A 25,940-nucleotide genomic window follows, 5' to 3' on the forward strand; every position below is an offset into this window, starting at 1 on the left:
GCGAACCTTTTAAATTATTAGTATATTAATTTATTTTAACTTCTTCATTAGTATTTTTATTAACAAGATATATTTCCAGATTATCTTTATTCACTTCTTTAGGATTATAAAGAAGTTTTGCCATATAAAATTGATCATATTTAGAATTTTTATTATAACTAGAATCTATTCTACTATATTGTTTTATAGCTTGCTCATAAAATCCAGTCCATTTTTCTAAATTATAAATTTGATTTAAATTTTCACTTTTAATCCTAATAGCATATTTATTACTTATTTCTTCACTTTGTTCATGACTTATATTGCCTACAAAAATAGGTATAAATGATCCAAAATCAAAATTTCCTAAACTTAAAATATTAAAATCAATGTTATCTAATTTAATTGTTTTATTTATTTCTTTATAGTTTTCTTTAGTTGGATAAATTATTCCTTTAGTTTCTATCCTTTTATCTATTCTTTTTTCTTTATAAGGCGATTTGCTACTACCTTTTTCTCTTGCATTTACTAGAAAACTAGGATTTTTTACGTATAAATCATAATTTTCTCTAGCTACAATAATCCCGACATTAACAATATGCATTTTATTGTTATTAATTTCATTTAATATGTTATCAGAAGATATAAAATATGCTTTATTAGGAAATTTAACACTACCGGTAATATTAAAATCTCCTTCTTCTATAGGTGAACCATCCTTTGTCTCAACATTATAATCAAAAAGAACATAATGATTGAATAATTTAGGCTTGTTTATTTCTACTTTATAGTTATCTATTTCTATACTATATGGAAATTTAGTTTCTAAATCCTTAGTATTTTCCATTTTAATTGGACTAAGTCTTTTTCCTGATATCTTAAAACATAGAAGTATGGCACTTAACAGTAACATTATACTTAAAACTTTAATAATTGGCGATAATTTATTCTTTTTCTTCATTAGTTATTCCTTTCAAACATATGTATTTTTAAAATTAAATTTTCTAATATTATGAACTAATGATTTAATTCTTTTATGTTTTTCATTTTCTAAATCCCCTCATATAAAAACAATACTTTTATAAATAATTATTATACTTTTGAAATTCAAAAGTTTCTTGACTCCCCTTAATATTAATACAAATCATACTCCTTTTATCCATTAAATTTTAAAATCTATTTTAAGGCCTTAGATTTTTTAACATAAATAACCGTACTTAAAATTAAAATAAAAAGAATAAAAGGAATAAATATTAATGATATATGGCCATTTTTAGTAACTGTTGAATAAATTATATTAAACTGAACATAAGTAAATAAAATTAACATCTCAAAACAAAATACTCTTAAAAATTTTGAAACCAAATTATATTGATTATCTCTATTTAATGGAGTTATTTTCACAGTATAATTACCAATATAAGGTCTATTGGCTGCAAATCTAAATAATAAGTATAAACCTATCATAAAAGGAATTATTATAAATACAGTGTTTTTTGATCCATAAGCATCTACATTTCCATTTAATCCATAATGAGATGGAATTTTCCCTGGTAATATACTCCAAAACTTAATTGTTACTAAAGTTACTATAATAATAGTAGCTAAGTTTAAAATATCAAAGAATTTATTAAATTTTTTATTCTCTTCACTGCATTTCCACTTACTCATAGAAACCCCTCCTACAAATTGTATTTATCTAAATATTAACTTTTCATAAAAATACTTTCAACTATATTATAATAAAGGATTTTCCTAAATACCATTACAAGAAAAAAACTTATTTTTGTCTTAAATGTAACCACCACCTTTAAAAATTCATATTAGGGTGGTTCTTAATTTTATGTTAAAATATCTTATAATAGTATTATAGAAATTCAATATTAACGAAAAATTACTTGAGGTGTTTAAATAGATATGAATATATGTGTTAGACCTGTATGGGCTGAAATAAACTTAGATGCAATAAAAAATAACATGAAAGAAATTAAAAACTTAGTTGGAGATAAAGAAATAATAGCAGTTGTTAAGGCTAATGCTTATGGTCATGGTGCCTTAGATGTTGCCCCTGTTTTATTAGAAAATGGAGCTTCAAAACTTGCAGTTGCCATAATAACTGAGGCTGATGAACTTAGAAATTCTGGAATAAAAGCTCCAATCATGATTTTAGGATACACCCCTCTTAGCTTTGGAGAGGATTTAATAGATAATCAAATAGAACAAACCGTATATGATTTAGAATATGCAAAAGAATTATCTCATCTTGCTGAAAGCTTAGGAAAAAAAGCTAAAATTCACATTGCTTTAGATACTGGTATGGGAAGAATAGGATTCCTTCCAAATGATGATAGCCTAGAAAAAGTCTTAGAAATATGCAAATTACCTGGAATAGAAGTTGTTGGATTATTTACTCACTTCTCAACTTCAGATGAAGAAGATAAAACTTACACTTTTGAACAATTTTCAAAATTAAAAGCATTCAATGAAAAACTAGAAAAAAATGGAGTAAATATTCCTCTAAAACACGCTTCAAATAGTGGTGCCATTTTAGACCTTCCTGAAACATACTTAGACGGGGTTAGATGCGGAATAATTTCTTATGGATATTACCCATCAGAAGAAGTAAAAAAAGAAAACTTAAAACTTACTCCAGCTTTAACATTAAAAACAACCGTTGCCTATGTTAAAGAATTAGACAAGGATATGTATGTAAGTTATGGAAGAACCCACAAAACTGAGAAAAAAAGCAAAATAGCTACACTTCCAATTGGATATGCTGATGGATATTCAAGACTTCTTAGTGGAAAAGCTAAGGTTATAATAAATGGTCAATTTGCAAATGTTATAGGAAGAATTTGTATGGATCAATGCATGGTTGATGTAACTCATATAGATAATATAAAAACAGGTGATGAAGTAATTCTTCTTGGAGAAGAAGATGGAGTAAAATTTGATGCAAATGACATGGCAGAAATAATGGGAACAATAAACTATGAAATACTATGCATGATAAGTCATAGAGTTCCTAGAATATACAAAAAAAATAATGAAATAATTAAGGTTAGAAACTACATTTAATAAGATAAATAAAGACTTAAAATTCTTTTAGTTAAGAATTTTAAGTCTTTACTGTTTTTTTATCAATTATATATAATAATTTTGATGCTTAAAATTATTATTGTGGTCCCATATATGGATTTTCTCTAGTCTTATTCTTTCCAAGCTTTCTAGATTCTTTAGAATATCCAATCTCATTGGCTGTTTCATTCTTCATTTTTTCTAACTCTTTTTTAGTTTTTTGACCAGCTTTTTTATTTTCTTTGCTGTTTTTATTATTTTTGTGAGCCAAGCTAAACACACCTTTCAAAATTTCTAAACAGATTTGTGAACTACTCACCACTTATAGAATATGGGGTAATTTCTTACTATTAGTAAAATCCCATATGTCTTTTAAGATCATTCTGTCCTAAGTAGTATTTAACAAAACTCACTTATATATACTAAAATAACTTTCCACTCTTTCCAATTTAATTTTAAATAAGTTCTTTATAAAAAGATTTTAAAATATATCCTATAAACTTCATAGTATCTAACTTTTATTAAAATCTTAATAAAAGTAAAAAAGGCTAACCATCTTTAGTTCAAAAGCATAGTAACTAAATTGTATTTAAATCTTAACTTCTTCAAGTTCATAATCCTTTGTTATATCATTAACCCATTTTCCACTAACTACTCTCACTATGCTTACTAAAGATTTTAATATTTCATCACATTTTATAACTAAGAAAACTATGGCTACTGGAAGCTTTAATAAAAAGGCTGCAAAAAATCCACCTGGAATTGCCACAAGCCACATAAATATAATGTCATTTATTAATACAAACTTAGCATCACCGCCACCTCTTAACACTCCCATCATAAAATTTGAACCAAGTGATTGAAATATTATTATTATTGAAGTCACAGTCATTATTTGTAATGCAATCACCTTAGTTCCTTCTGAAACATTATAAAAGTTAACAATGCTACCTTTTATTAAATTTATTAAAAGGCTTGCAACAATCCCCATGATAAAGGCAAATACACCTATACTCTTTGCATACTCCTTGGCTTTTTCTTTTTTCCCTTGTCCTATGGTATTTCCTATAATAACAGCAGTTGCATTAGACATACCAAATATAAATACTGTTACAAATTGATGTGCTACTGTATTTATACTATTGGCAGCAACAACATCTGTCCCCATTCTTCCAACTACTACAGAAATCATTGATGCCCCAGTTGACCAAAGCAACTCATTAAATAAAACTGGAGAAACCACTCTTACATAATCATTTAAAATTAATTTATCAAATTTTAATAAATGCGTAAATTTCAAACAAATCTTTCTTTCATATAAAAGCATAAATATTAAAATTATTAAAAACTCTATTATTCTAGCACAAACAGTTGCAATTGCTGCCCCTTTTATACCAAGCACTGGCACTCCAAACTTTCCAAATATTAAGATCCAGTTTAATACTGCATTAACCAATAAAGATGCAGTATAAATTACCATGGATATTCTAACAGTCTTAACTGAACGAAGCATCATTATTGTACAATTTGTTATTGAGTAAAATAAATAACCAATGCTAACTATTCTTAAATAACTAACTCCTAATTCTATTACCTCTAAATCCGTTGTAAAAATCCCTATAAAATACTTAGGTAATATTAAAGCTATAAAAATAAATACCCCTGTTATGACTAAGCAAAACCTATACATTATGGCTAAAATTTTATGAATAGTTTTAACATTCCCCTTTCCCCAATACTGAGAAATCATAATATTAGATCCGCCTGCCAATCCAAATATTAAAATAGTAAGTATAAAAAATAAATTGTTAGCTATGGCTACTGCAGAAAGTTGAGTTTCCCCTAAAGCTCCAACCATCATTGTATCTACCATACTTACCATAAATGTTATTAAGTTTTGAACAGCAATAGGAAGCGCTATCCCAATTAATAACCTATAAAATTTCTTATCCCTTGTTACAAGCATAAACTTTTCCCCCTTTTAATAATTTCGATCTGTTAAGTTAAATAAACATTGCTCTTTTCAACACTTGAGAATACAATGAATTTGCTAAAAATCTACCTGTCCCTCTTAAAAATTCACTGTACATTATAGCACCCGCCCTCATGTTAAAATACATACTTTAATTTAACAATGTATTAAAAATTCCCTCCTATTGTTCACAATAAGAACAACCTATTTTAAATCTTAAGCTATTTTTCAAATTAGTGTTTATCTTACATATTAATAATCTAAAGAGCTAGCTAAAATAAATACGTACTTAAAACAGAGTCCAATCTTAAAAAGTTGTTTCTAAAAATAGAAAAAAGCCTAAAGCTTATTACTAAGCTTTAGGCCAATATTATTTAAATCAAACTAAATTTCCATTCTTAAATTTATAAATTCCCTCTTTAGTTTCTAAGAATTTTAAGGTTTCAAAATCAATAAAATCTGATGGAAGATAAGTGTATTCTATAAGCTTATTCTTTTTAAGCTTATCTGAATACTTAACAAAAGCTAATATATACACATCATTTGTTTCTGAGTTATATGTTTTATGAGGTGCATATGTATTCATATATTCAAAAGTGTCAATTACATCCATATATGCAGGTATTAATTGAACTACCTTTGGCATAAATCCACAAGAATTCTTTTAGCAACCTACTTCTTTCTAAAGCTAGTTTTGCAAAACTTAAATTTTAATCTTACTTTTTGGCTCTTTGAATTTTAACCACTTTTCCTTTTATCTTAACTTCCTTAAACTTTCTAAGAATTGAGTTTCCTTTTCCATTTAATATATCAACATATGAGAAACCATCTTGAACATCTATTATTCCAATATCATCCCCTGTTAATCCTTCTAAATGACTGAAACATCCAACAATATCAAAGGCTCTTATTTTCTTTTTCTTTCCACCATTAATATGTATTTTTACTATATCACTATGTACTTCTTTTTTAGGTTTTCTACTTTCTTTCTGCTTAAGTCTTTGATCATCTTTAAATATTTTTCTTCCACTCTTAACTTCTTCCTCACTAGGTAATGAAGCCTTTTTTATTTCATATCCAATATACTCTTCCACAGCCTCTAAGAATTTTTTCTCATAATGATTTGAAAAGGTAATAGCCTTTCCATCTTTTCCTGCTCTTCCTGTTCTTCCTATTCTATGGACATAGCTTTCCATTTCCATTGGAACTTCATAATTTATAACAAGCTCTATACTATCCACATGAATTCCTCTAGCTGCAATATCTGTACAAACTAATACCTTAAAATGCTTATCTCTAAAATTCTCCATAACTTCAATACGTTTCTTTTGATCCATATCTCCATGAAGCTCATTACAAGTTATTCCCTCTTCCTTAAGCATTTTATAAACAGATTTAACCTTATTTCTTGTGTTACAGAAAACTATGGCACTTTCTGGATGATATGCATATAAACACTTCCATAAAGCTTTAGACTTATTCTTTTCCTCTATCTCTATTACACTTTCAGAAATTCTATCCCTATTAAAGACCTTTGATTTAATCTCTAAAGAAACTGGATTTCTCATATACTCTTCACAAACTTCCTCAATCTCCTTAGGGAAAGTAGCTGAAAATAAGGCAGTTGTCTTATTTAATCTTAATTCTCCTAAAATATCTTTAATCTGGTCAATAAATCCCATAGAAAGCATTTTATCAGCTTCATCTATAACCACATAGTTTACTCCACTTAAATCTAAAGTTCCTCTTTCCATATGGTCAAATACTCTTCCTGGAGTACCAACTACCACATGAACTCTTTGCTTAAGTTCTCTAACCTGTTCATTAAAAGGTTGCTTTCCAAATATAGCCGTACATCTAACCTTTTTTAATCTACCTATATTTGATAATTCATCCTTAACCTGAATTGCCAGCTCTCTAGTTGGTGTTAAAACTAAGCATTGTACCTTTTTTTCTTCTATATCTATTTTCTCACATACAGGGATACCAAAACTTGCTGTTTTCCCACTTCCAGTCTGTGATTTAATAACTACATCCTCTCCATTTAATAATCTTGGAATTGAGGCTTCTTGTACCTCTGATGGTTTTTTATATCCTAGATTATTAAGTGCTTTTAAAATATCTTCACTTAAATTCAATTCATTAAAATTCATATATTAACTGCTACTCAAAATTAAATATTTTAAAGTAACATTCCTCCTTTTTTTATATAATAAAAACTATTTATAGTTTTCATCCCATTATACCATCAATCATAAAAAATATATAATAATAGACCATACTTTAAGAATTTAAAAATAAATCTCCCATTTAAATCAAATTCTTAAAACACAGTCTATTTTAATTTATTCCTCTATTAAACTAAAAAAATCACCTACATCCAAATAACTAGTCACACCTATTTTAGTTATATTAAACCTATTATTTATAAGGTTAAAAATAATTTGAACCATCCCTAAATTATCAACATCAGAAACCCCATTTATGGATTGTAGAATTATAAGTTCATATTTATCAAAATACATAGGTTTAACAGGATATATACTTTTCATATGAGATACTGTAATAGATTTTTCTTCCTTAAGTTTCCCATTACTATGATACAAAAGGTTTAAATAAGGTCTAGCCTTCAAAGATATATCAATTATAAACTTTTTATCTAAGTTTTCAGATTTAATAAATACTTTATAATCTTCTAAGTATTTACCTGAATACTCATATTTTGTATTAAACTCCTCTTGATTAAATATGCTTTTTAACCTTCCATCAATAAAAGCATAAACAAGCCCTATAGCTCCTCCCCCACTTCTTATCTTACTCCCTCTAATAAGTATTTCATCTAATCCATCATTATTAAAATCACCTAGAAAAAGTTGAAAATAATATCCACTATAAGGAACAGAAACCTCTAAATTCTCATTTTTATTTACTCCATAAATCTCTAATTTCACTTTATCAATAAATAAACTGTTTTGAAAAGGCTTCCTCCCAGTCAATAAAACCTTATTCTTATTAACTTTATTTTCTACATACCCTTCTTTTTCACCTAAAACCTCTCTATAAATAGAATCACTCAAAAAAATCACTCTCTATTAAATTACTACTCCCTATAGTCTATGTAAATTATTTTAAGAGTCTAACTACATTCTCAGTTGTTATTTCTAAATTTTTCTCTCCATTTTTTAAAGCCTCATCTAAGGATGAAACCCCAGTCATTATGCTAAAAATACTATTTATTCCTATGTCATAAAGACCCTCTACTCCATCTCCTAATTTTCCTGCAAAAGCTAAAGTTTTAACTCCTTCTTTTTTAGCTATGCTTGCAACTCCCATAGGCGTTTTTCCATAAATAGTTTGACTGTCTATACTTCCCTCTCCAGTAAATACAAAGTCAGCCCCCTTAATCTTTTCTTCCAATTCTGTATGTTTTATAACAATCTCTATCCCTCTTTTTAATTCTCCTCCAAGGATTAATAAAGCTGCTCCTAATCCACCTGCTGCCCCTGCTCCTTCTATATTAGAAACTTCTTTTCCTAAATCTCTTTTTATTATTGAAGCATAGTGAGATAAGTTTGAATATAACTTTTTAACCATTTCCTCTGTAGCTCCTTTTTGAGGTCCAAAGATGGCTGAAGCTCCATTTTTTCCAGCTAAAGGATTAGTAACATCACAGGCAACCTCTATTGAAATAGACTTTAATCTTTCATCTAAAGAACTTAAATCAATGCTCTCTATATTTTCTAAAGCTCCTCCTCCAAAAGAAATTTGATTTCCATCCTTATCTAGAAGTTTCCCTCCTAAGGCTTGAAGCATTCCAGCTCCTCCATCATTAGTTGCACTTCCACCAATTCCTATAACTAAATGCTTTATTCCTTCATCTAAAACCTTTTTAATTAATTCTCCTGTTCCAAAAGTTGTTGTAACTAAAGGATTTCTATCCTCTCTTTTAACAAGTTGAATACCAGAAGCACTGGCCATCTCTATAACTCCAGTTTTTCCATTTCCAAGTATTCCATAAAAAGCTTCAACCTTATTTCCTAAAGGGGCTGTAACCATGATTCCCTCTACTTTTCCACCTGTTGCATGGACTAAGGCTTCCAAAGTTCCCTCTCCACCATCTGCCATAGGAACTTTTACACACTCTGCATCATAAAAAACCTTTCTTATTCCTCTCTCCATAGCCTTACAAGCTTCCATAGATGTCATACTTTCTTTAAATGAATCTGGTGCTAATACAAACTTCATACGTATTTCCGTTGCCAAAAATCTATAAATATCTATAAATCTTGTTTGATTCCCTATTCTACGAGTCAGATTTTGAAAACTATAAATAGCAATCTACTTTCCTTTGATACAACTCTCCCAGGGCGTAAATTCGGATACAACGCATCCTACATATTAGCATTATCTTGTTAGTGATATTGTGCTAATTTATATCTTGAAAGATTTATTGAAGCATTAAAATCTCTATCTATCTTTAGTCCACAAGAACATTGATAAACTCTGTCTTTTAGCTTTAAATCTTTCTTAATAGCTCCACAACTACTACAAGTTTTTGATGATGGATAAAATCTATCTGCGACTACTAACTCAATTCCTCTAAATTTACACTTATATTCAAGTTGTCTTTTAAACTCATAGAAACCTTGTTTTCTTATAGCTTCCGATAAATGTTTATTTTTCATCATCCCTTTAACATTTAAATCTTCTATTACAACTCTGTATGGCTTGGTTTTCACTATACTTGTTGTAGTTTGATGAAGATAGTTATTTCTTATATTCGCCAATCTTCTATGTGTTTGTTGTATCTGCTTTTCAAGTTTTATAATATTTTTAGTTTTGACATACTCCTTTCCTTTTTTATTTTGTTCATACTTTCTACTTACTTGCCTTTGTAGTCTTTTTAATCTCTTTTCGATTTTTTTAACTAAATAAATTTTATTTATATTCTTATAAACTGTACCATCAGAACAGATTGCTAAATCTTTTAAACCTAAATCTATACCTAATGATACATCTGTTAGTTCTTCTTTAATTTCTTCTTGTTCTATACCTACTGAAATGTACCAATACTTATTATCGTAACTTATTCTTGGATTGCTATGCTTAACTCCAATTGGTAGTTGTTCATTGGTTTTTATCCAACCAACTTTTTCAATATTAACTAATTTTCCTTCTTTAACTTTTAACTTACAATTATCATTGTAGAAAGATTTTTTACTTTTTCGTCTGCTCTTAAATTTTGGTTTATCTGATAATCCTTTGAAGAATCTTTTATAGGCATTACAAGCATCTTTAACGGCTTGTTTAGATACGTTATTAGATACTTCATTTAACCAAGTTAGCTTATTTTTCTTTAGTTGAGTTAGTTCTTTTCTAAGAATTCCATCAGATATAAATTTGCCACCATTTTTATAATTTTCTTCTTGTTTTGCAAGTGTCCAATTATAAATAAATCTTGCAGTACCAACTGATTGCCACAATTTTTGTTCTTGTATCTCACTTGGATATAATCTAACTTTCTTCGCAAGTATCATCCTCTACTAACTCCTTAATCATTTTCTTAACCTTATTTGCCCTTTTCTCTTGAAGTCTACAACTAAATACTGTAACTATTTGAATTAAATCTTCTACTAATTCTTGTTCTTCTGTTTTTTCAGTATTATCAATGATTTCAATTGTAGTTCCATATTTTTCACAAAGATTTTCTATTAATTCATATCCAAATCTAATTAACCTATCTTTGTACAGGACTACTATTTTATCTACTTATGAATTAGTTATCATATCTATTAATTGATTTAATCCTTTTTTATTGAAGTTAATTCCACTTCCTATATCTATTATGATTTCAAATTGATAACCTTTAGTATACATATATGTTTTAACATTTTCAATTTGTCTTTCTAAGTCATCTTTTTGTTTGTGAGAACTAACTCTACAATATCCAATAGTTTTTTTATTTAACTTAGTTCTTGACTTTAAACCTAAAAATTGATTAAGTTGTTCTTGAGAATAATATCTTGTACCACCAGATGTTACATGTGATGGTTTTAATGTTCCGTTTTTGTCCTAATTCCTAAGAGTTTGAACTGTTTTACCTATTCTCCTATTGAGTAATAATTCATAATTTATCACCTCAATAAAGTTGTATCACAATCTATAAATAACAACTATATTTTTATAGGTATTTATATATTAATATTAACTGTTAGTTACCTCCTAAATTTTTCTTAATACATTTTAAATTTAAATCTAATAAAAATCTCTACTTTAGAATACCACCTATATTTACGCTTTTACAGGTCTAATATAGGTACTTATTTCTAAGACGTTCTTTTCTCCTGAAATTCAAGAATTTCTTCTATACTCATATTCTTTATTTGGTCATAATCTACTCCCTTTAAATTAAGTATCCTCATTTTTTCATATTTAAATGGTATTTTCAACGTAGCGCTAACTTTTTGATTTCCTTCAAAACTTTGTATACCTAAATCTTCTGGGAATAATCCATTTAAATATTGAAACATATCTATTTCTGGAAAAATACTAATAGCCTTCTTAATCATAGGGTAATAATTTTTTTCATATAAATAAACTGTAAATTGAATTGCTGCCATTCTAATAGATAATATTATTAACGGATACCTTTCATCACTATCTTTTCGTATCATGTGCTTAACCACTAACTTCTTATTTTTATTCATTCCAGGAATATAAAAAATATGAAGAAACATATTAGGTATTTTTTCTATATTATTATTCATTAAATATTGATTATATAAATCTAATCTTTTACATATTGATTCTGTTGCTAAAGATAATGCCATTTTTACAAAAGTCTTATACACATTGCTCGGTATAAATTTATAAGTTTTTAGCTCAAGTATAGCATTTTTATTATAAATATCAAACTTAAAGCATTTTTCGATGTTATACAACTTTTTAGATTCATTAATTTCGATTCTATCATTATTATTTATTATTTCCAATTGATTATTTTTATATTTATTCCCTCTCTTACCTTTTATATCAAATATACTTCTGATAGGAATTATAAAATTTCCTAAATCATTTTCAAGAGTACTAAAATACTGATTGCAAATATCACATTCTTCATTTGAAAAAACCCTATTATTTCCAATCAACTGTGGTATTGCATGTGCAATTTTTTTAAATTTAACCTGTACTCCTTTTCCATTAACTTCCACTTTTTCACCTTTATTTTTTTGCAAAATTTACACCTTTGATTTTCTTTTAAACCAATGTCTAACCTGTCCATTTCTTCAGTTATATTATATTCTTTTACATTATATTTTTCTAAAAGAGTCCCCATATAATCACCTCTGCAACATTATATATTGATTTTACAAAATTACAATTTAAATAATAAGACTATAATTATTATTTAATAGTACTACAGGAATATATTTTATTTCTTAAATTTATAACTATCTTTCATTAAATTTAGGTATAATAAAAAAACTGCTATTTATATAAGTAAGTGCTCTATATTACTTCTATATCTTTTACTACATCCTTTAATGATTTACCTTGTATAATCCATTTATCAGCCATATCTTCAAATGAATCAAATGAGTTATCGTCTTTATCATTTCCAGCTTCACCGGAATAATATTTACCTCTAAGTAAACAAATAACATATTCTTTATTTTTGTAATTAAATTTTATATCATCAGTTTCACTTTGATATTTTAAATCATTCAATTCCATATTTTCACTCCTTTAATATATCCTTATGATCTTTTCTTTCCTTTCCTTGACTTTTTTTCAATAGATTGAATATCTGACTTATCTGAAATTTCTAACTCATTAAACTCATTTGTACAAATCTCTTCAAGTACTATTTTTGCATAACATTCATGATAATCTAATTTTGTATGTTTAGGTAATAATTCTTTATTTATAAAAAACTTCCCACACGCCATTTTTAGTTAATAAATGATGGAGCATTATCCCATTTTACAGTAACTTTATTTTTGATTTATCAAAAAAACTTATTTTATTGTTTATCATATATACCACATATCTTGTTATATAAATTTAAATAAAAAATACAGTATATTAACTTTTTAACAATACGGTATTTCAAGTAATTTAATATATAATTTTCATTTTGTAATATATTAAAATTATTAATTAATATACTCCATTTAGCCTTCCAAAATATCAAATACTTTATTAATAGGCATACATTTAGCATATCTATCATTCCATATAAATTCATTATAATACTTATAACTTTGCTCTCCACTAAAGAAGTCATTATCAACAGTTGAATTAGCATAGCTTGGTACAATCATATTAAGTCTATATTCAAACCCACACTTTATGGTAGCATCAATACATTTATCAGTTTGAAGTCCAACAACAATTATATCTTTTTCACCCTTTTCTCTATAAATATTCTAACAATCCAGTTCCTCTAAATGAACTATTTACACTTTTCACAAAAACCTTTTCTTGTTCCATAGGCTTAAATTCTTCGTAAATTTCAAATCCATCCTTTCCTTTTGTTAAATTACTTTCTACTCCATCATCATGTACTACATATAATACCTCAATCTTATTTTTCCTTGCTACATCAATTAACCTCCTAATATTTGTAATAAATCTCTCAAAATTATGCAATTTACTATTTACCAATAATTTTTGTGTATCAACGACTAATAAAACCATTTATTTACGCCTCCATTATTATATTTGAAATATCTATTCCAAGATTTAATACATGTTTATTTAAAGTATATTCTTTATTTATTAAAAGTTCTGCTGTAACTGTAACCAATTGAGTAAATTGTCTTACATCATTAGGGTTACCAGTTATACCTATAACACCTATAACCTTCTCTCTAAATTTAAATAGTCCTATCTGTATTACCTCCGTACCATTCAATAAAAACATCCTCAATTTACACTATTAACCAGTGTAAGTTTCACCATTTAATTTCTTAATATTGAAATATCCTATTATGCTGAATATAAAACTCGGTAAAACAAACAATACCCCAATTGGAAAAATTATTAATGAAATTAAATAAAGTATTATGGTTGTTAACTCAAAGCCTCTTCTATTTTTCAAATATGCAAACAAGTTAAATACTGTTCCTATGACAACTAAAAACATATGAGGTATAGCCACAATCCCAAATAATAAGGATACTATCCTAGCTCCATCATTTTCATTTACCAAACTATCTCCACTATAATAAACAATAAAACTTATTAATATCAATGAATATATTGTACTTAATATCACAGATGCTAATAAGGCTTTTGACCTTTTCCTATTCATAAATTAACCTTTCCTAAAATCTCTTAAATTTATTTTAATAATAAGCCCTGTTTTAGATAGGTGTTGATTTTATCTAACCCATAAGACCTGCTTAAGCCTAATTGAAAATTTTAAGTTTGAATTTACACCTTAAATGAATATACTTCCTATTTAAGTTTGAATATTACAGAATAATACTATATTTCTCTTATATATATTCTTTTCTAATTAAAAAAATCCTTTTATATCTTTAAAACAAGTCACTATAAATGCTAATCGATTTTTCAAGTAAAATTTTGAAACAATACTAAAGTTAAAATTCCTAATGTAAATAAATACAAAACACTTGATTCAGATTCTATATAAAAACATTTTACTTAATAAAATAGCAAATAAGTATTATTTTTTTTAAACTACCTATTTACTATTTTAAATTTAGGCTTTGTTTTAAACTATTGTTGATTTTAGACTTCATACCTACTTAATTTCACATATAGTTTCTATTAAATATTCCAAATAGCTAAAGTAAAGAAACTCACTTTAGTCAAAAAATTTGGCTTCTTAACTCTATTATTCATCCATATTCAAATAAACTCTAAACAACTTATTAAGATAATCTTACATTTATGTCTAAAATCAACACTCTATTAAAACAGAACCTAAATTTATAAATCCTTACTAAACTTATTTTGTATTTGCTAGTTCATAAATAGCCCTGCAGAAAACCTCCATATTAATTCTTAATTCCTCAATATCTATAAACTCATCTGCCATGTGAGGATTTCCATCCATTCCTCCAATTGAAGGTCCAAAAGCCACTATATTAGGCATTACTTTTGCATATGTTCCTCCTGTTGTAGGAACTGCTTTTCCATCATTTCCTGTAACAAATTCATAAACTCTTTCTAAGGTTTTAATAAGCTTTCCCTCTCTATCCATATTAACAGAATCTAATCTTTTAAGAATTTCAATTTCTAAGTTGTTTTCTTTTGATAAAAATTCCAACTTATTATATATCTCCTCATATTTAAGTCCTACTGGATATCTTATTTGAAGTACCAATCCAATTTCATTTTCTAAAAAATACATTTTATATGGATTAATAACAAGCTTTCCTGACTCATCTTGAAACTCTAAATTACATCCCTCTCCAAAATGCTTTTCATGAAAAACCTTATTAACAAATGAAAAAAACTCTTTAACTTCTCCCTCTTCCATTTTGCTATCTGCTAATATATTGCTTAAAGAAGTTATTGCATTATCTCCCTCTTCAGGTGATTTGCCATGAGCCCCTTTCCCTTTAAATATTAAGGAAGTTTTGTCTAATCTTTCCTCTATTTTTAATGAAGGATGATTTAACCCTTTTAATTCTTCTAAATCCCACTTTTTAAATCCAATCTCTATACTACTAGGCACAATATTATTAGCAAACTCCCCCTTAATTTCAAATATTTTAGAATTTGAACCCTCTAACTTTTTACTTAACTTAATTTGTACTACTCCCTTTTCTCCATAAACTACTGGGAACTTACAATCTGGAGTAAATCCCATAACTGGTGGTTTTTCCTTATCTAAATAATACTTTATATCCTTAAATCCAGTTTCTTCATTAGTTCCAAAAATAATTCTTACATTTCTATCTAATTTTAAATCCATATCCTTTAATATCTTCAAAGCATATAAAGTTGATAATGTAGGCCCTTTATTATCTAAAACTCCCCTTCCAAATAATCTGTCACCTACTCTTGTCATATCAAAAGGAGGATAAGTCCAATTTTCCCCCTCTTTAACAACATCAATATGTCCAATTATTCCTATATAATCCTCACTTTCATGATTTCCATACTCTGCATATCCAATTGCATTTTCTATATTTTTAGTTTTAAAACCTAACTCCTCTGAAATCTTCAAAGCCTCTTCTAATGCAAGTCTTGGATTCATTCCAAAGGGTGCCTCCCTCTCTTTTTCACCCTCAAAACTAGGTATTCTAACTAATCTCCTTAAATTTTTTAAAAAATCCTCTTCATATTCTAATACTTTTTCCCTAAAATCCATATTGTCCCCCTCTTATATAAATTTTTCATAGAAAGTTAAGCTATCTCAAAATATAATAATAAAACTTACAAGTATATTCTGATAATCACTAGATTTTGCTAAGAATTTATATAGTAAGCCTAGTTAGTTACTAAGTTTTTAACTGGTGATTTTATTCTCTTTAAATAATTCTCAAGCCATTCTTCTGTGGCAACTTCATACAAGGTCTTTCCATCCTCTTTTAAATTAGTTATATAAACTGTTGGCTCCTCATTATGGGTGCAAAGAGCAAAAGTAAATTCTTTAATATTTGTCCCAACTCCCCATTGTCCTTCTTTATTCATTGCAACAACTGATAAATCTCCAGCTTCTCCTCTTCTTTCTTTCAACTTTCTATCTAAATCAATAACAACCTTATCACAAGCCTCTTGAGGAGTTAATCCTTCTTCCATAAGTCTTACTATTTCATAGGAAACACAGCCTTTCATTAAATCTTCTCCAAGACCTGTTGCTGTTGCCCCTCCTATTTTACTATCAACATAAAATCCAGATCCTATTATAGGGGAATCACCAACTCTCCCTCTCTTCTTCATAAATAATCCACTTGTTGAGGTTGCCACAGCCATTTTTCCATTTTGATCTAAAGAAACTGCCCCAATTGTATCATGGCCATCATAAGGACTTAAACCTTCTTCTAATATAAGCTTTCTCTTCTCTTCATAAAATTCTCTTGCCCTCTCAGTCAACATTTCCTTTTCTTCAAAGCCTTTGATTTTTGCATACTCATTAGCACCTTGTCCAACTAAAAAACAGTTAACTTGTCTATTACTAAGCTTTCTAGCAATTGAAACAGGGTTCGCAAAATCTTTAACTGAGGCAACAGCTCCCACATCTAAAGTATCTCCATCCATATAAGCCCCATCTAATTCAACCTCACAATGCTCATTTGGAAGTCCTCCATATCCAACTGACTTAAAAAATTCAAAGTTTTCAGCAACATTTATAACCTTCTCAACCATATCTCCAGCTTCTAACTTTCCCTCTTTTAAATCATTCTCTATTTCTTTTATGCCATCTATCCCCATTCTCCATGTGGTTATAATTCCATATTTCATAAAAAATTCCTCCTAATACCCTATATATAAAAATAACCCTTATTATATATAAATTTTTACCCTCTCATATAAACCAGTAAATATTTTTTAATAAAACTCTAAACTTCTTATTAATATGGTCATAAAGTTTCATCTAAAATCAACCCAGCTTTAAAACATAGCCTTTATTTAAAACTTTATAAAATGAAATTTTCCAATTAAAAATTAAAACTCTATTTCTTTATTAAATTTTAAAATAGTTATAATCCAAATATATCTAAAATGTTAAAATAATAATATTAACTATGAAAATAATTATATGCCGCTCCTATAATTCCTGCATTATTTTCATGCTTACAAATTTCTAATTTACATTTAACATATTTCCATGAAGGTATTTCATAAAGTTCTTTTGAGATTTTATCTAGTAAGTCTTTTCTAGCACTTATTCCTCCACCTATTAATACTTTCTCTGGATTCACTATGGAAGCTATATTATGAATAGTTCTAGCAATATTTTTATACCAATTATCTATAACCTTCCTAAGCCCTTCATCATTTTCAGCCTCCTCAAAAATCTTCTTACCTAAAACCATTGTATCCTTTGGTAAATTTTTATAATCACAATACATATTAGAAAGAGCTGTCATTGATGAATTTTGGTTAGCTGTCATATATCCCTCTTCATCCTTAGTTATCATATAACAAAACTCTCCCCCCTTAAATTCTTTTCCTCTTATTAAATTTCCATTTAGAAAAATTCCACCACCTACTCCAGTTCCAATTGTTAAACAAATAAAATCAGAACATTCACTAGCATTTCCAGTAAATTTTTCTGCAAGGGCAACACAATTTGCATCATTTTCAATAATAACAGGAATTTCTAAAACTCTCTGAAGTTTCTCTTTTAATGGGTACTTCTCTATGAATCTAAAAGCTGTACAGTTATTAACAACCCCTTTTTTATAATCAACAAAACCTGGAGTGCTTATTGAAACTCCATCAATATAATAATTTTCTTTATATTTATTAACTATATTAATTAAAGTATTTATAAATCCCTTTAGGTTGTCACTACTTGGCACCTTTTCCCCAATTTTTATAATTTCACCCAATTCATTAATTACCCCATGTTTTACATAAGTTCCACCTATATCTATAGCAACAATATTCTTCATAAATTTTCCCCCTTCTTTTCCCCACATATAGTTCTCTATTACTTAAAAATTTAGCTTTCTTTTAAATGGCATTTATTTTTGCTAGTCCTTAAGACTTACTTAAAATAAGTCCAGAATTTTCAAAAGAAATCTTAATATTTTATCTAAACCATCTCATGTCAATTATTAAAAATTTTTTAATTCCATAACATATAAAATCCTAATATTTTATCTCAACCATTTCATGTCCATTTATTTTAGGAACTTTAAATTTAACTTTTCCATTTTCTAATTTAAAATCTAATTTTTCATTTGATGGAACTAATTTAACACTTTTAACATTCTTATTAACTAAAACTTCTGTTTCTAAGTTATATAGAGGAATTATATCTTCTATAATGTCTAATCTTTGACTTCTCCTCTCTGGTATATAGTGAAGTAAGTGTAATACATATCTCTTTTCTTTTTCTTGCTCATTAAAAGTCACAATTAAGGAGCTTGGACCATTGTGTTTTACTAATCTATCTTCTAACAACATATCCACTGCATTAAGTAAAAGTTTTTTACACCATATTGAGCCATAGTTATTATATTGAGTAAAAATTTTATGGGCAAAGTAAACTGACTTTTCAGTTTTTATTATTGCAGGTCCATAAACCTTTCCACTACTTGGTGAATGTTGATGAGAACAAAAATGTTCAGGAGTTCTATTAAAATAAGATTCTACTATATTTGATAAAACCTCTCCTCCCTCTTCTGCTTCTACCTTAAGTGAGTCTTCATACATTACATACTCTGTATTGTATAACCCTTTTCCAATCTTTCCTTCTGGAACTATAAAACTTGGAGTAAATTCCCCTAATTTTTCATATTTAAACTTTAATAATGGAAGATTAAATTCTTTTTTCTCCTTATCTAAAGCAGCTTCATTAACAACAATTATTTTTCCACCCTTAGATACAAAGTCTTCTATTTTCTTTCTAAATTCATCATTAACAGGAATTCTTTCTGGAAGTATTAATAACTTGTACTTATAAAAATCCATAGTACTATCTATAACATCAAACTGTAGTGAAGCTTCCTGAAGCATTCTTACTGCGCCAATAATACATTCTTGAAGTTTAAAAGGTCTTTCTTCGTTGTAGTTTATAAATTCCTCAGTTGTGAATAATCCTATTTCACAAATTGCTTTAGCCTCTTCACACCAAGGTTCTTTTGCTTCCACTTGACTATAAACCTTGCCTATTAAATCATAAACATACTTAGATATTTTTCCATTTGGTTCTAACTGATCTCCTATTGAACACTTAGTATTTTGAGCCAACATATGGAAACACTCATACTCTAAGGCAGCTTGATTTTTAAATGAATGAAAATCTCCCCAGTAAGTATGGAATTTACCTGTCATACCCATACAATCTTTTCCTAAGTTTCTAGCATATCTAACAGTTATAGGGAAATGCATATATCCCCATCCCCCACTTGGAAGTGACTCTATTTCTATGTGGCTATAACAATCCAATGAATTTTTTAAACTAGGTGAAATATGTGATCCATTATAAAAAATACCTACATTAGGATTTATATCATGAATAAAATCACTCATTTCCTTTTTAAAATCATCTAACATACACTGATAAAACTTTAGTCTTTCCCCTTTAAGGGTGTAATCTATGCCCTTTTCTCCCATTGATTTTATACAATTTTTACAAGCACAAGGCATAAGCATTAATATATCAAAAAATAATCCATCAGCCTCTTTAAAATTCTCTAATATATCTCTTACATTATTCTTTAAAAACTCTCTATAGGGACTATTTACACAAAGGAATTCATAAAATCCTGCTTTTCCTCCTTCTCCCCTTAAAACATTTCCTTCTAAATCTCTACAAGCCCACTCTGGATGCTCTCTATAAGTGAATTCATCCCATTGAATAGTTAAGTATATTGGACATTTTATATTCCTTTCATGACAAGCTTCTATTTGCTCATTCAAAAGATTTTTATTTACTAAGTTAGGATGTACTCTCTCAGGATTAACCTTTGAATCATAATATAAATATCCATGATGACATCTAGCAAAACAGGTTACTGAATTTACCCTTGCTTTCTCAAGAATATTCCCAAACTCATCCTTATTAAAATCCTTTCCAATTTCATCAATTAATCCACTAGTATGAAAATCTAAATGCACTTGTCTACTTCTTATTTTATAACTCATAAATTCTCCTCCTAAATCCACATTCCGAAGTTCATTTTTCACTTTCAACTAACTTGGGCATAAAGCCACGAGGTTTTATACCCTCAATCTATAAATTTTCATATTATAAAATAAAAAAATCATTTCTTTAATCTTACTTTTATGTTATCATTTACATAAAAGTAAAAAAATGGATTTATTTTGTATTTTTGTATTATTTTTAGCTTAAAAAATTTAAAGAAAGCTTTACAGAATAAAAGATAGAAATTTAGAAAGGATATTTTAAATGAATGATAATCAACTAATTAAAACAAAAAATATTATAACTTGCTCAAAAGAAGAAAATAAAAACATCAATACTTCTTCAGAAAATAATCTTTTAATATGCAATATAAAAAAATTTATAGATGAAAACTATGCCTCTAATAGTCTTACTTTAAAATATATATCAGATAATTTTCATATTAATTCGTGCCATTTAAGTTCAACCTTTAAAAAAGTTACTTCTGAAACATTAATTGAATATATAACTAAAAAAAGAATAAATGAAGCAAAAAAACTTTTATTAAATACAGACTTAAAAATTAGTGATATTTCAGAAAAGGTAGGATATTTAGACTGCTACTACTTCAGTAGACTTTTTAAAAAATATGTTGGGATTTCCCCACTTAAATTTAAACAGCTTAATTATAATACTCATTAAAAAGCTTTATAAGTATTAAAACCAAAATAAAAATCCACCAGCTAAGCTGGTGGTATTTATTAAGCCTCATAAGGGCATATTACTTTCATATCATAATAAATTTATATAAATCTACTTTAAATCATATTTTAATTTTACTTTTAAAGTATGAACTTCAAATGGTCTAAACTCTAGGTTCATAGTTTCCTTATTTAACTCTTCTTCAATTTCATCTTCTATTAAATTAACCAATTTTGCTGATTCATATGGAATATTTAAGTTAATTTTCCCCTTAGCATCTTCTCCATGACACTCATATAGTCTTATAATCATGTCATCTCCATCTTCAGATTTCTTAACTGTATCAATTATTACATTTTCACAATCAATTGTAACTATTGATTCCTTAACTAGGTTTTCACCTAGATTTTCACTATATATAACCTGAATTGGTGCATTTACTTCATGAGCCTCATGAACTACTTTTCCTTCAATATAATCACCTTTATGTGGGAATAGGCAGTAAGTAAATTCATGCTCTCCTCTATCAGCCTCTGGATCTGGATATCCTGGACTTCTTAAAAGATTTAAGTCAATCTTACTTTCTGAAACATTATGACCATACTTAGAATCATTTATTAATGAAACTCCATAATCTCTCTGTGATAAATCTATCCATCTTTGAGCACAGATTTCTCCCTTAGCCATATCCCATGAAGTATTACCATGAGTAGGTCTCTTTATTGTTCCAAACTGTATTTCACAATTTGCTTCCCTAGTATAGACATTTGTATTAAATGATGTTCTAAGCATCTTTCCATTTTCTTGCCAGTCTACATTAGTCTTAAAATCAATCCTCTTACTTCCTTCTAAAATACTTATTTCTTGAACTAAAGTAGAATTTCCATACTTGTAGCTCTGTTTAATAGTAGCCTTTGGTCCATTAACTAAAACTTCTGACTTTACTAACTCAAATATTTGAGATGCTCTATCTTCATAGACACCTGAGAAGTCCCAAGCATCTCCATTATCTTCATAAACTCTTAATTCATTTCCTTTATTATCTCTTAAAACTTCCCTATTTAATTCCTTATCAAAAACTCTTGAAATCGTTCCATTTTCATTAAACTCAACCTTAATCAAACTATTTTCTAAGTTGTTCTCTGAAACCTTTAAAGTTGAAACTTCACAATATGGAGAAACCTCTTCTTTTTTAATAATTTCTCCACTTAAGGATTTAACTTTAACTCTTGTCCATCTATCATAAAGCTTAATCCATTGTTCTCTATTCCATGATAAGGAGTTAATTAATATAGCTCCCTCTTCTTTTTTATCTTTACTTTCTAATATATCTCTATATAACTTTTCAGTCATTCTTAAGACCTTAGCAAGCATTTTCTCATAAGCTTCTACTGACTCATCATATACTCTTCCTATTGATGAACCTGGTAAAATATCATGGAATTGATATAAAAGAACCTCTTTCCAAATCTTATCTATTTCTTCTTTTGGATATTTAGCTTTTCCTAAAATTTCAGCTTGCATAGCTGCAAGTTCTAAGTTTTTAAGAGCTATCTCCATCTTTCTATTATATTTTTTATTTTTACCATGTGTTGTATAAGTTCCTTGATGTTTTTCTAAATATAACTCTCCACTCCACACACTATATTTATCCATATCTTTTTCTATTCTCTTAAAGAATTTACTGGAAACTTCTTGTTTAACAGGTGCTAGTCCACTTATATTTTTTTCTCTTCTTAATCTTTCTAAGTGTTCTTCTCCTGGACCACCACCTCCATCACCAATTCCAAATAACATTAAGCATTGATCTGACAATCCCTTATCTAAGAAGTCTTTCTCAGATTTAAAGACTGCCCTTGGTGCTGCAGAACTATTATAAGTCCCCTCTGGTGGCATATGAGATAAAACTCTACTTCCATCTAAACCTTCCCAAAGGAATGTATGATGAGGGAATTTATTATGATTATTCCATGATAACTTAATTGTCATAAAATAATCTACTCCACTCTTTTTAAGAATTTGAGGAAGAGCTGCTGAATATCCAAATACATCTGGAAGCCATAAAGTATCCATCTCCTTTTTGAATTCTTCTCTAAAATATCTCTTTCCATATAATAATTGTCTAACTAAAGATTCTCCTGATGGAACATTAGTATCTGGCTCAACCCACATACCTCCTTGTGCTTCCCATCTTCCTTCTTCAATTTTCTCTTTAATTTTCATATATAAATCTGGATAATATTCCTTCATCCACTCATAAAGCTGAGGTTGGCTTGCACCAAATACATACTCAGGATATTTCTCCATATTAGCTAAAACTGTTGAATAGGTTCTAGCTCCTTTTCTTATAGTTTCTCTTATTGGCCATAACCAAGCTAAATCTATGTGAGCATGTCCAATTGCAGAAATTGAAAGTGAAGGATCTCCTCCTTTTTTATCTAATTCTCTCTTTAATATTTCTCTAGCTTTTTTAACCTCTTCTTTATTTAAGATTGTAACTTCTTGCTGAGTAACAACTCCATCCTTTAAAAAGTCACATCCACTCATTCCTGTTTTAATACTTAAAACCTTTGATGCCTCATATAAAGCATTTAAAATTGTATGATACCTTGCACTATTCTCTGGAAGTTGATTCATAAGTTCATGTAATACCTCTATATCATAATAAAGAGCCTTTACTTCCTCATTACAAGTTGCAATATATGCCTCTTTTATAACTCCATTATCTCTATATTTTCCAAACAAATCGTTACATCCACAATCTGCCCATATATCTATACTTTCTCCTCCCTTAGCTTTTTCAAACATAGGAACTTCCCTCTTACCAGGCATTCCTAAACTTAAATCAAACTCTGAATTTAAAGTAGTAAGTCCTCTAACTGGTGCCCCCTTTTCATCTACTATAAAAGCCTCTCCACTTATATCTATTAAAAGAACAATCTTTTCACCTTCACAACTTGGTGGCACTTCCCCTTTAAAATTAAACCATCCACAGTCCCAAAGTTCTCCCCAAGACTCTTCTATATTTCCTCTTTTATATTCTCCACTTAATCTATTTTCATAACTTACAGGCTCCTTAGTTAGGTACATATCTATATCTAATGGTGCCACAACACTATATATTGCCTTTTCTAGCTTTTCACATAAACCGTTTACAATATTTTTATATTCATTTATCTGAAATAACATCTTTTCACTCCTTAGTAAATTTAAACTCCTAAACTAAATCTTACATAATAAATCCTCACTAATTTCAAATTTAAAGTTATCTTAATAAACCACTCTAAACTTATAAAAACTATTATAAGTTCTAAAATTCCTTAAACTTTATTTTAAAATTAGCTTAATAAACTAGATAATTTCGAATAATTCCTTTTAAAACCTATGCTACTAGAACTCCTTCAACTACCCATTAAGTGATAATTTTGAAGAACTCCTTTTAAAACTTCTTTTTCAAGAAATAACCAAACTAAAAAATTTATTTTTAAGATTTATCAGTATTCCATACTCTAAAGATATATCATGAGAGATTGTGTGTAAAGTGGATAAATATTAGTTTTATGTGTCAAATTTTTAATATTTAACTTAATTAAAAATATAATACCTCTTAAAATTTTAAAAGTCAGAAGTATTTTTTATATAACAAAAACACTTCTGACCTTTAGGTCAAAATAGACCTATTAATTTATTTAAAAAGAAGTTTTATTATGCCTTATTTAGACTAATTGCGGAAGAAGTTAAATGCTTAATAAAATCTTCTTAATAAATCATAATATAATTTAATTTTTCCCCTTTTTAAGTTTTATATTCTAAAAATTATATTTTAATTTTTAGCTAAACAAAATTATAAAGGCTCTCCTTTTTCACTTAATATTGGTATATAATAAATTTATAATATTCTATACTCTAATTTAAATAAAAATTATAATTAGGAGATGATTTTAATGATTAAACACATAGTTATGTGGAAATTACAAGATGAAGTTCAAGGGAAAACAAAGGCTGAAAATGCTAAGATAATAAAAGAATCTTTAGAAGGATTAAAAGACAAAGTAGAAACCTTAATAGATATAGAAGTTGGAATAAACTTAAATAAATCAGAGCAAGCTTATGATGTAGTTCTTTACTCAACCTTTAATAGCTTAGAAGGTTTAGAAAAATATCAAAAACATCCTGAACATCTTAAAGTAGCTACTTTTGTAAGAAGTGTAGTGAAATCAAGAGTTGTTGTTGACTATGAAGCTTAATTAATTAAAAAACATCAAAAAACTATCCCACTTCTATAAGTGATAAGTAGTTTAAAACATATTTAATTAATATGAAGTTTAATTTTTAGTTTTTAACTAAATAAAAGCACCAAGAATTTGATATATATCAAATTCTTGGTGCTTTTTTATATTAAGATAAACATTTAACCTTTATTTATAT

At 27.8% G+C, this 25,940-nt stretch carries 21 protein-coding genes and 2 pseudogenes; 3 read left to right on the plus strand and 20 right to left on the minus strand.

Annotation, left to right across the window (positions count from 1 at the left end):
* Positions 1–25: 25 nt before the first annotated feature.
* Both Q1K13_RS03845 and Q1K13_RS03850 read right to left on the minus strand, forming a co-directional pair.
* Positions 26–940: a hypothetical protein gene (locus Q1K13_RS03845; protein ID WP_300347832.1), complete on the minus strand. Its 915-nt coding sequence runs from the start codon at positions 938–940 to the stop codon at positions 26–28.
* A 215-nt stretch (positions 941–1,155) separates the two neighbouring features.
* Entirely contained in the window at positions 1,156–1,650 is a 495-nt protein-coding gene (locus Q1K13_RS03850; protein WP_300347833.1) for a DUF1648 domain-containing protein, read from the minus strand.
* A 246-nt stretch (positions 1,651–1,896) separates the two neighbouring features.
* On the opposite strand from Q1K13_RS03850, the gene alr reads away from it, so the two are divergent.
* A complete protein-coding gene (gene alr / locus Q1K13_RS03855; RefSeq protein ID WP_300347835.1) occupies positions 1,897–3,057 on the plus strand; it encodes an alanine racemase in 1,161 nt (386 codons plus the stop codon).
* Between the two features lie 97 nt (positions 3,058–3,154).
* On the opposite strand, the gene Q1K13_RS03860 is transcribed toward alr, so the two are convergent.
* The 17 genes and pseudogenes from Q1K13_RS03860 to Q1K13_RS03940 form a co-directional block, all read right to left on the minus strand.
* Positions 3,155–3,328: a small, acid-soluble spore protein, alpha/beta type gene (locus tag Q1K13_RS03860; protein WP_300347836.1), complete on the minus strand. Its 174-nt coding sequence runs from the start codon at positions 3,326–3,328 to the stop codon at positions 3,155–3,157.
* Positions 3,329–3,646: 318 nt separating this feature from the next.
* Positions 3,647–5,023: an MATE family efflux transporter gene (locus tag Q1K13_RS03865; protein ID WP_300347837.1), complete on the minus strand. Its 1,377-nt coding sequence runs from the start codon at positions 5,021–5,023 to the stop codon at positions 3,647–3,649.
* A 385-nt stretch (positions 5,024–5,408) separates the two neighbouring features.
* A complete protein-coding gene (locus Q1K13_RS03870) occupies positions 5,409–5,675 on the minus strand; it encodes a hypothetical protein (RefSeq protein WP_300347838.1) in 267 nt (88 codons plus the stop codon).
* Between the two features lie 70 nt (positions 5,676–5,745).
* Positions 5,746–7,182 carry a DEAD/DEAH box helicase gene (locus Q1K13_RS03875; protein WP_300347839.1) on the minus strand — a complete coding sequence of 479 codons (1,437 nt, stop codon included), beginning with the start codon at positions 7,180–7,182 and terminating at the stop codon, positions 5,746–5,748.
* Between the two features lie 192 nt (positions 7,183–7,374).
* A complete protein-coding gene (locus Q1K13_RS03880) occupies positions 7,375–8,106 on the minus strand; it encodes a YybI family spore inner coat protein (RefSeq protein ID WP_300347840.1) in 732 nt (243 codons plus the stop codon).
* Between the two features lie 46 nt (positions 8,107–8,152).
* On the minus strand, positions 8,153–9,274 hold the full coding sequence (locus Q1K13_RS03885) for a glycerate kinase (RefSeq protein ID WP_300347842.1): 1,122 nt from the start codon (positions 9,272–9,274) through the stop codon (positions 8,153–8,155).
* A gap of 167 nt (positions 9,275–9,441) precedes the next feature.
* On the minus strand, positions 9,442–10,566 hold the full coding sequence (locus Q1K13_RS03890; RefSeq protein WP_300347843.1) for an RNA-guided endonuclease InsQ/TnpB family protein: 1,125 nt from the start codon (positions 10,564–10,566) through the stop codon (positions 9,442–9,444).
* Positions 10,544–11,167, minus strand: a pseudogene (locus tag Q1K13_RS03895) (IS607 family transposase). Before Q1K13_RS03895 ends, Q1K13_RS03890 begins: the two are co-directional and overlap by 23 nt.
* A gap of 188 nt (positions 11,168–11,355) precedes the next feature.
* Positions 11,356–12,264 carry a hypothetical protein gene (locus tag Q1K13_RS03900; RefSeq protein WP_300347844.1) on the minus strand — a complete coding sequence of 303 codons (909 nt, stop codon included), beginning with the start codon at positions 12,262–12,264 and terminating at the stop codon, positions 11,356–11,358.
* 274 nt (positions 12,265–12,538) lie between these two features.
* Positions 12,539–12,763 (minus strand): hypothetical protein, encoded by a 225-nt coding sequence (locus tag Q1K13_RS03905; RefSeq protein WP_300347845.1) that lies wholly within the window; start codon positions 12,761–12,763, stop codon positions 12,539–12,541.
* Between the two features lie 440 nt (positions 12,764–13,203).
* Positions 13,204–13,729 (minus strand): annotated as a pseudogene (locus Q1K13_RS03910) (cysteine hydrolase family protein).
* 4 nt (positions 13,730–13,733) lie between these two features.
* Positions 13,734–13,946 carry a sugar diacid recognition domain-containing protein gene (locus tag Q1K13_RS03915; RefSeq protein ID WP_300347846.1) on the minus strand — a complete coding sequence of 71 codons (213 nt, stop codon included), beginning with the start codon at positions 13,944–13,946 and terminating at the stop codon, positions 13,734–13,736.
* 24 nt (positions 13,947–13,970) lie between these two features.
* Positions 13,971–14,345, minus strand: coding sequence for a hypothetical protein (locus Q1K13_RS03920; RefSeq protein ID WP_300347848.1), 375 nt, complete (start codon positions 14,343–14,345; stop codon positions 13,971–13,973).
* Positions 14,346–15,008: 663 nt separating this feature from the next.
* A complete protein-coding gene (locus tag Q1K13_RS03925; RefSeq protein ID WP_300347849.1) occupies positions 15,009–16,379 on the minus strand; it encodes a Sapep family Mn(2+)-dependent dipeptidase in 1,371 nt (456 codons plus the stop codon).
* A 119-nt stretch (positions 16,380–16,498) separates the two neighbouring features.
* A complete protein-coding gene (locus tag Q1K13_RS03930) occupies positions 16,499–17,473 on the minus strand; it encodes a glycosylasparaginase (protein ID WP_300347851.1) in 975 nt (324 codons plus the stop codon).
* A 278-nt stretch (positions 17,474–17,751) separates the two neighbouring features.
* Entirely contained in the window at positions 17,752–18,630 is an 879-nt protein-coding gene (locus Q1K13_RS03935) for an ROK family protein (RefSeq protein WP_300347852.1), read from the minus strand.
* Positions 18,631–18,829: 199 nt separating this feature from the next.
* Entirely contained in the window at positions 18,830–20,830 is a 2,001-nt protein-coding gene (locus tag Q1K13_RS03940) for a beta-galactosidase trimerization domain-containing protein (protein WP_300347853.1), read from the minus strand.
* Between the two features lie 265 nt (positions 20,831–21,095).
* Between Q1K13_RS03940 and Q1K13_RS03945 the strand changes: the two genes are divergently transcribed.
* Entirely contained in the window at positions 21,096–21,512 is a 417-nt protein-coding gene (locus Q1K13_RS03945; RefSeq protein WP_300347854.1) for a helix-turn-helix domain-containing protein, read from the plus strand.
* A 111-nt stretch (positions 21,513–21,623) separates the two neighbouring features.
* Here the strand turns inward: Q1K13_RS03945 and Q1K13_RS03950 are convergent, their stop codons facing one another.
* On the minus strand, positions 21,624–24,701 hold the full coding sequence (locus Q1K13_RS03950; RefSeq protein ID WP_300347855.1) for an alpha-mannosidase: 3,078 nt from the start codon (positions 24,699–24,701) through the stop codon (positions 21,624–21,626).
* Positions 24,702–25,456: 755 nt separating this feature from the next.
* On the opposite strand from Q1K13_RS03950, the gene Q1K13_RS03955 reads away from it, so the two are divergent.
* Positions 25,457–25,759 (plus strand): Dabb family protein, encoded by a 303-nt coding sequence (locus Q1K13_RS03955; protein WP_300347857.1) that lies wholly within the window; start codon positions 25,457–25,459, stop codon positions 25,757–25,759.
* Positions 25,760–25,940 lie beyond the last annotated feature (181 nt).

It is taken from the genome of Clostridium sp. (assembly GCF_029267215.1).
Classification (GTDB): domain Bacteria; phylum Bacillota; class Clostridia; order Clostridiales; family Clostridiaceae; genus Sarcina.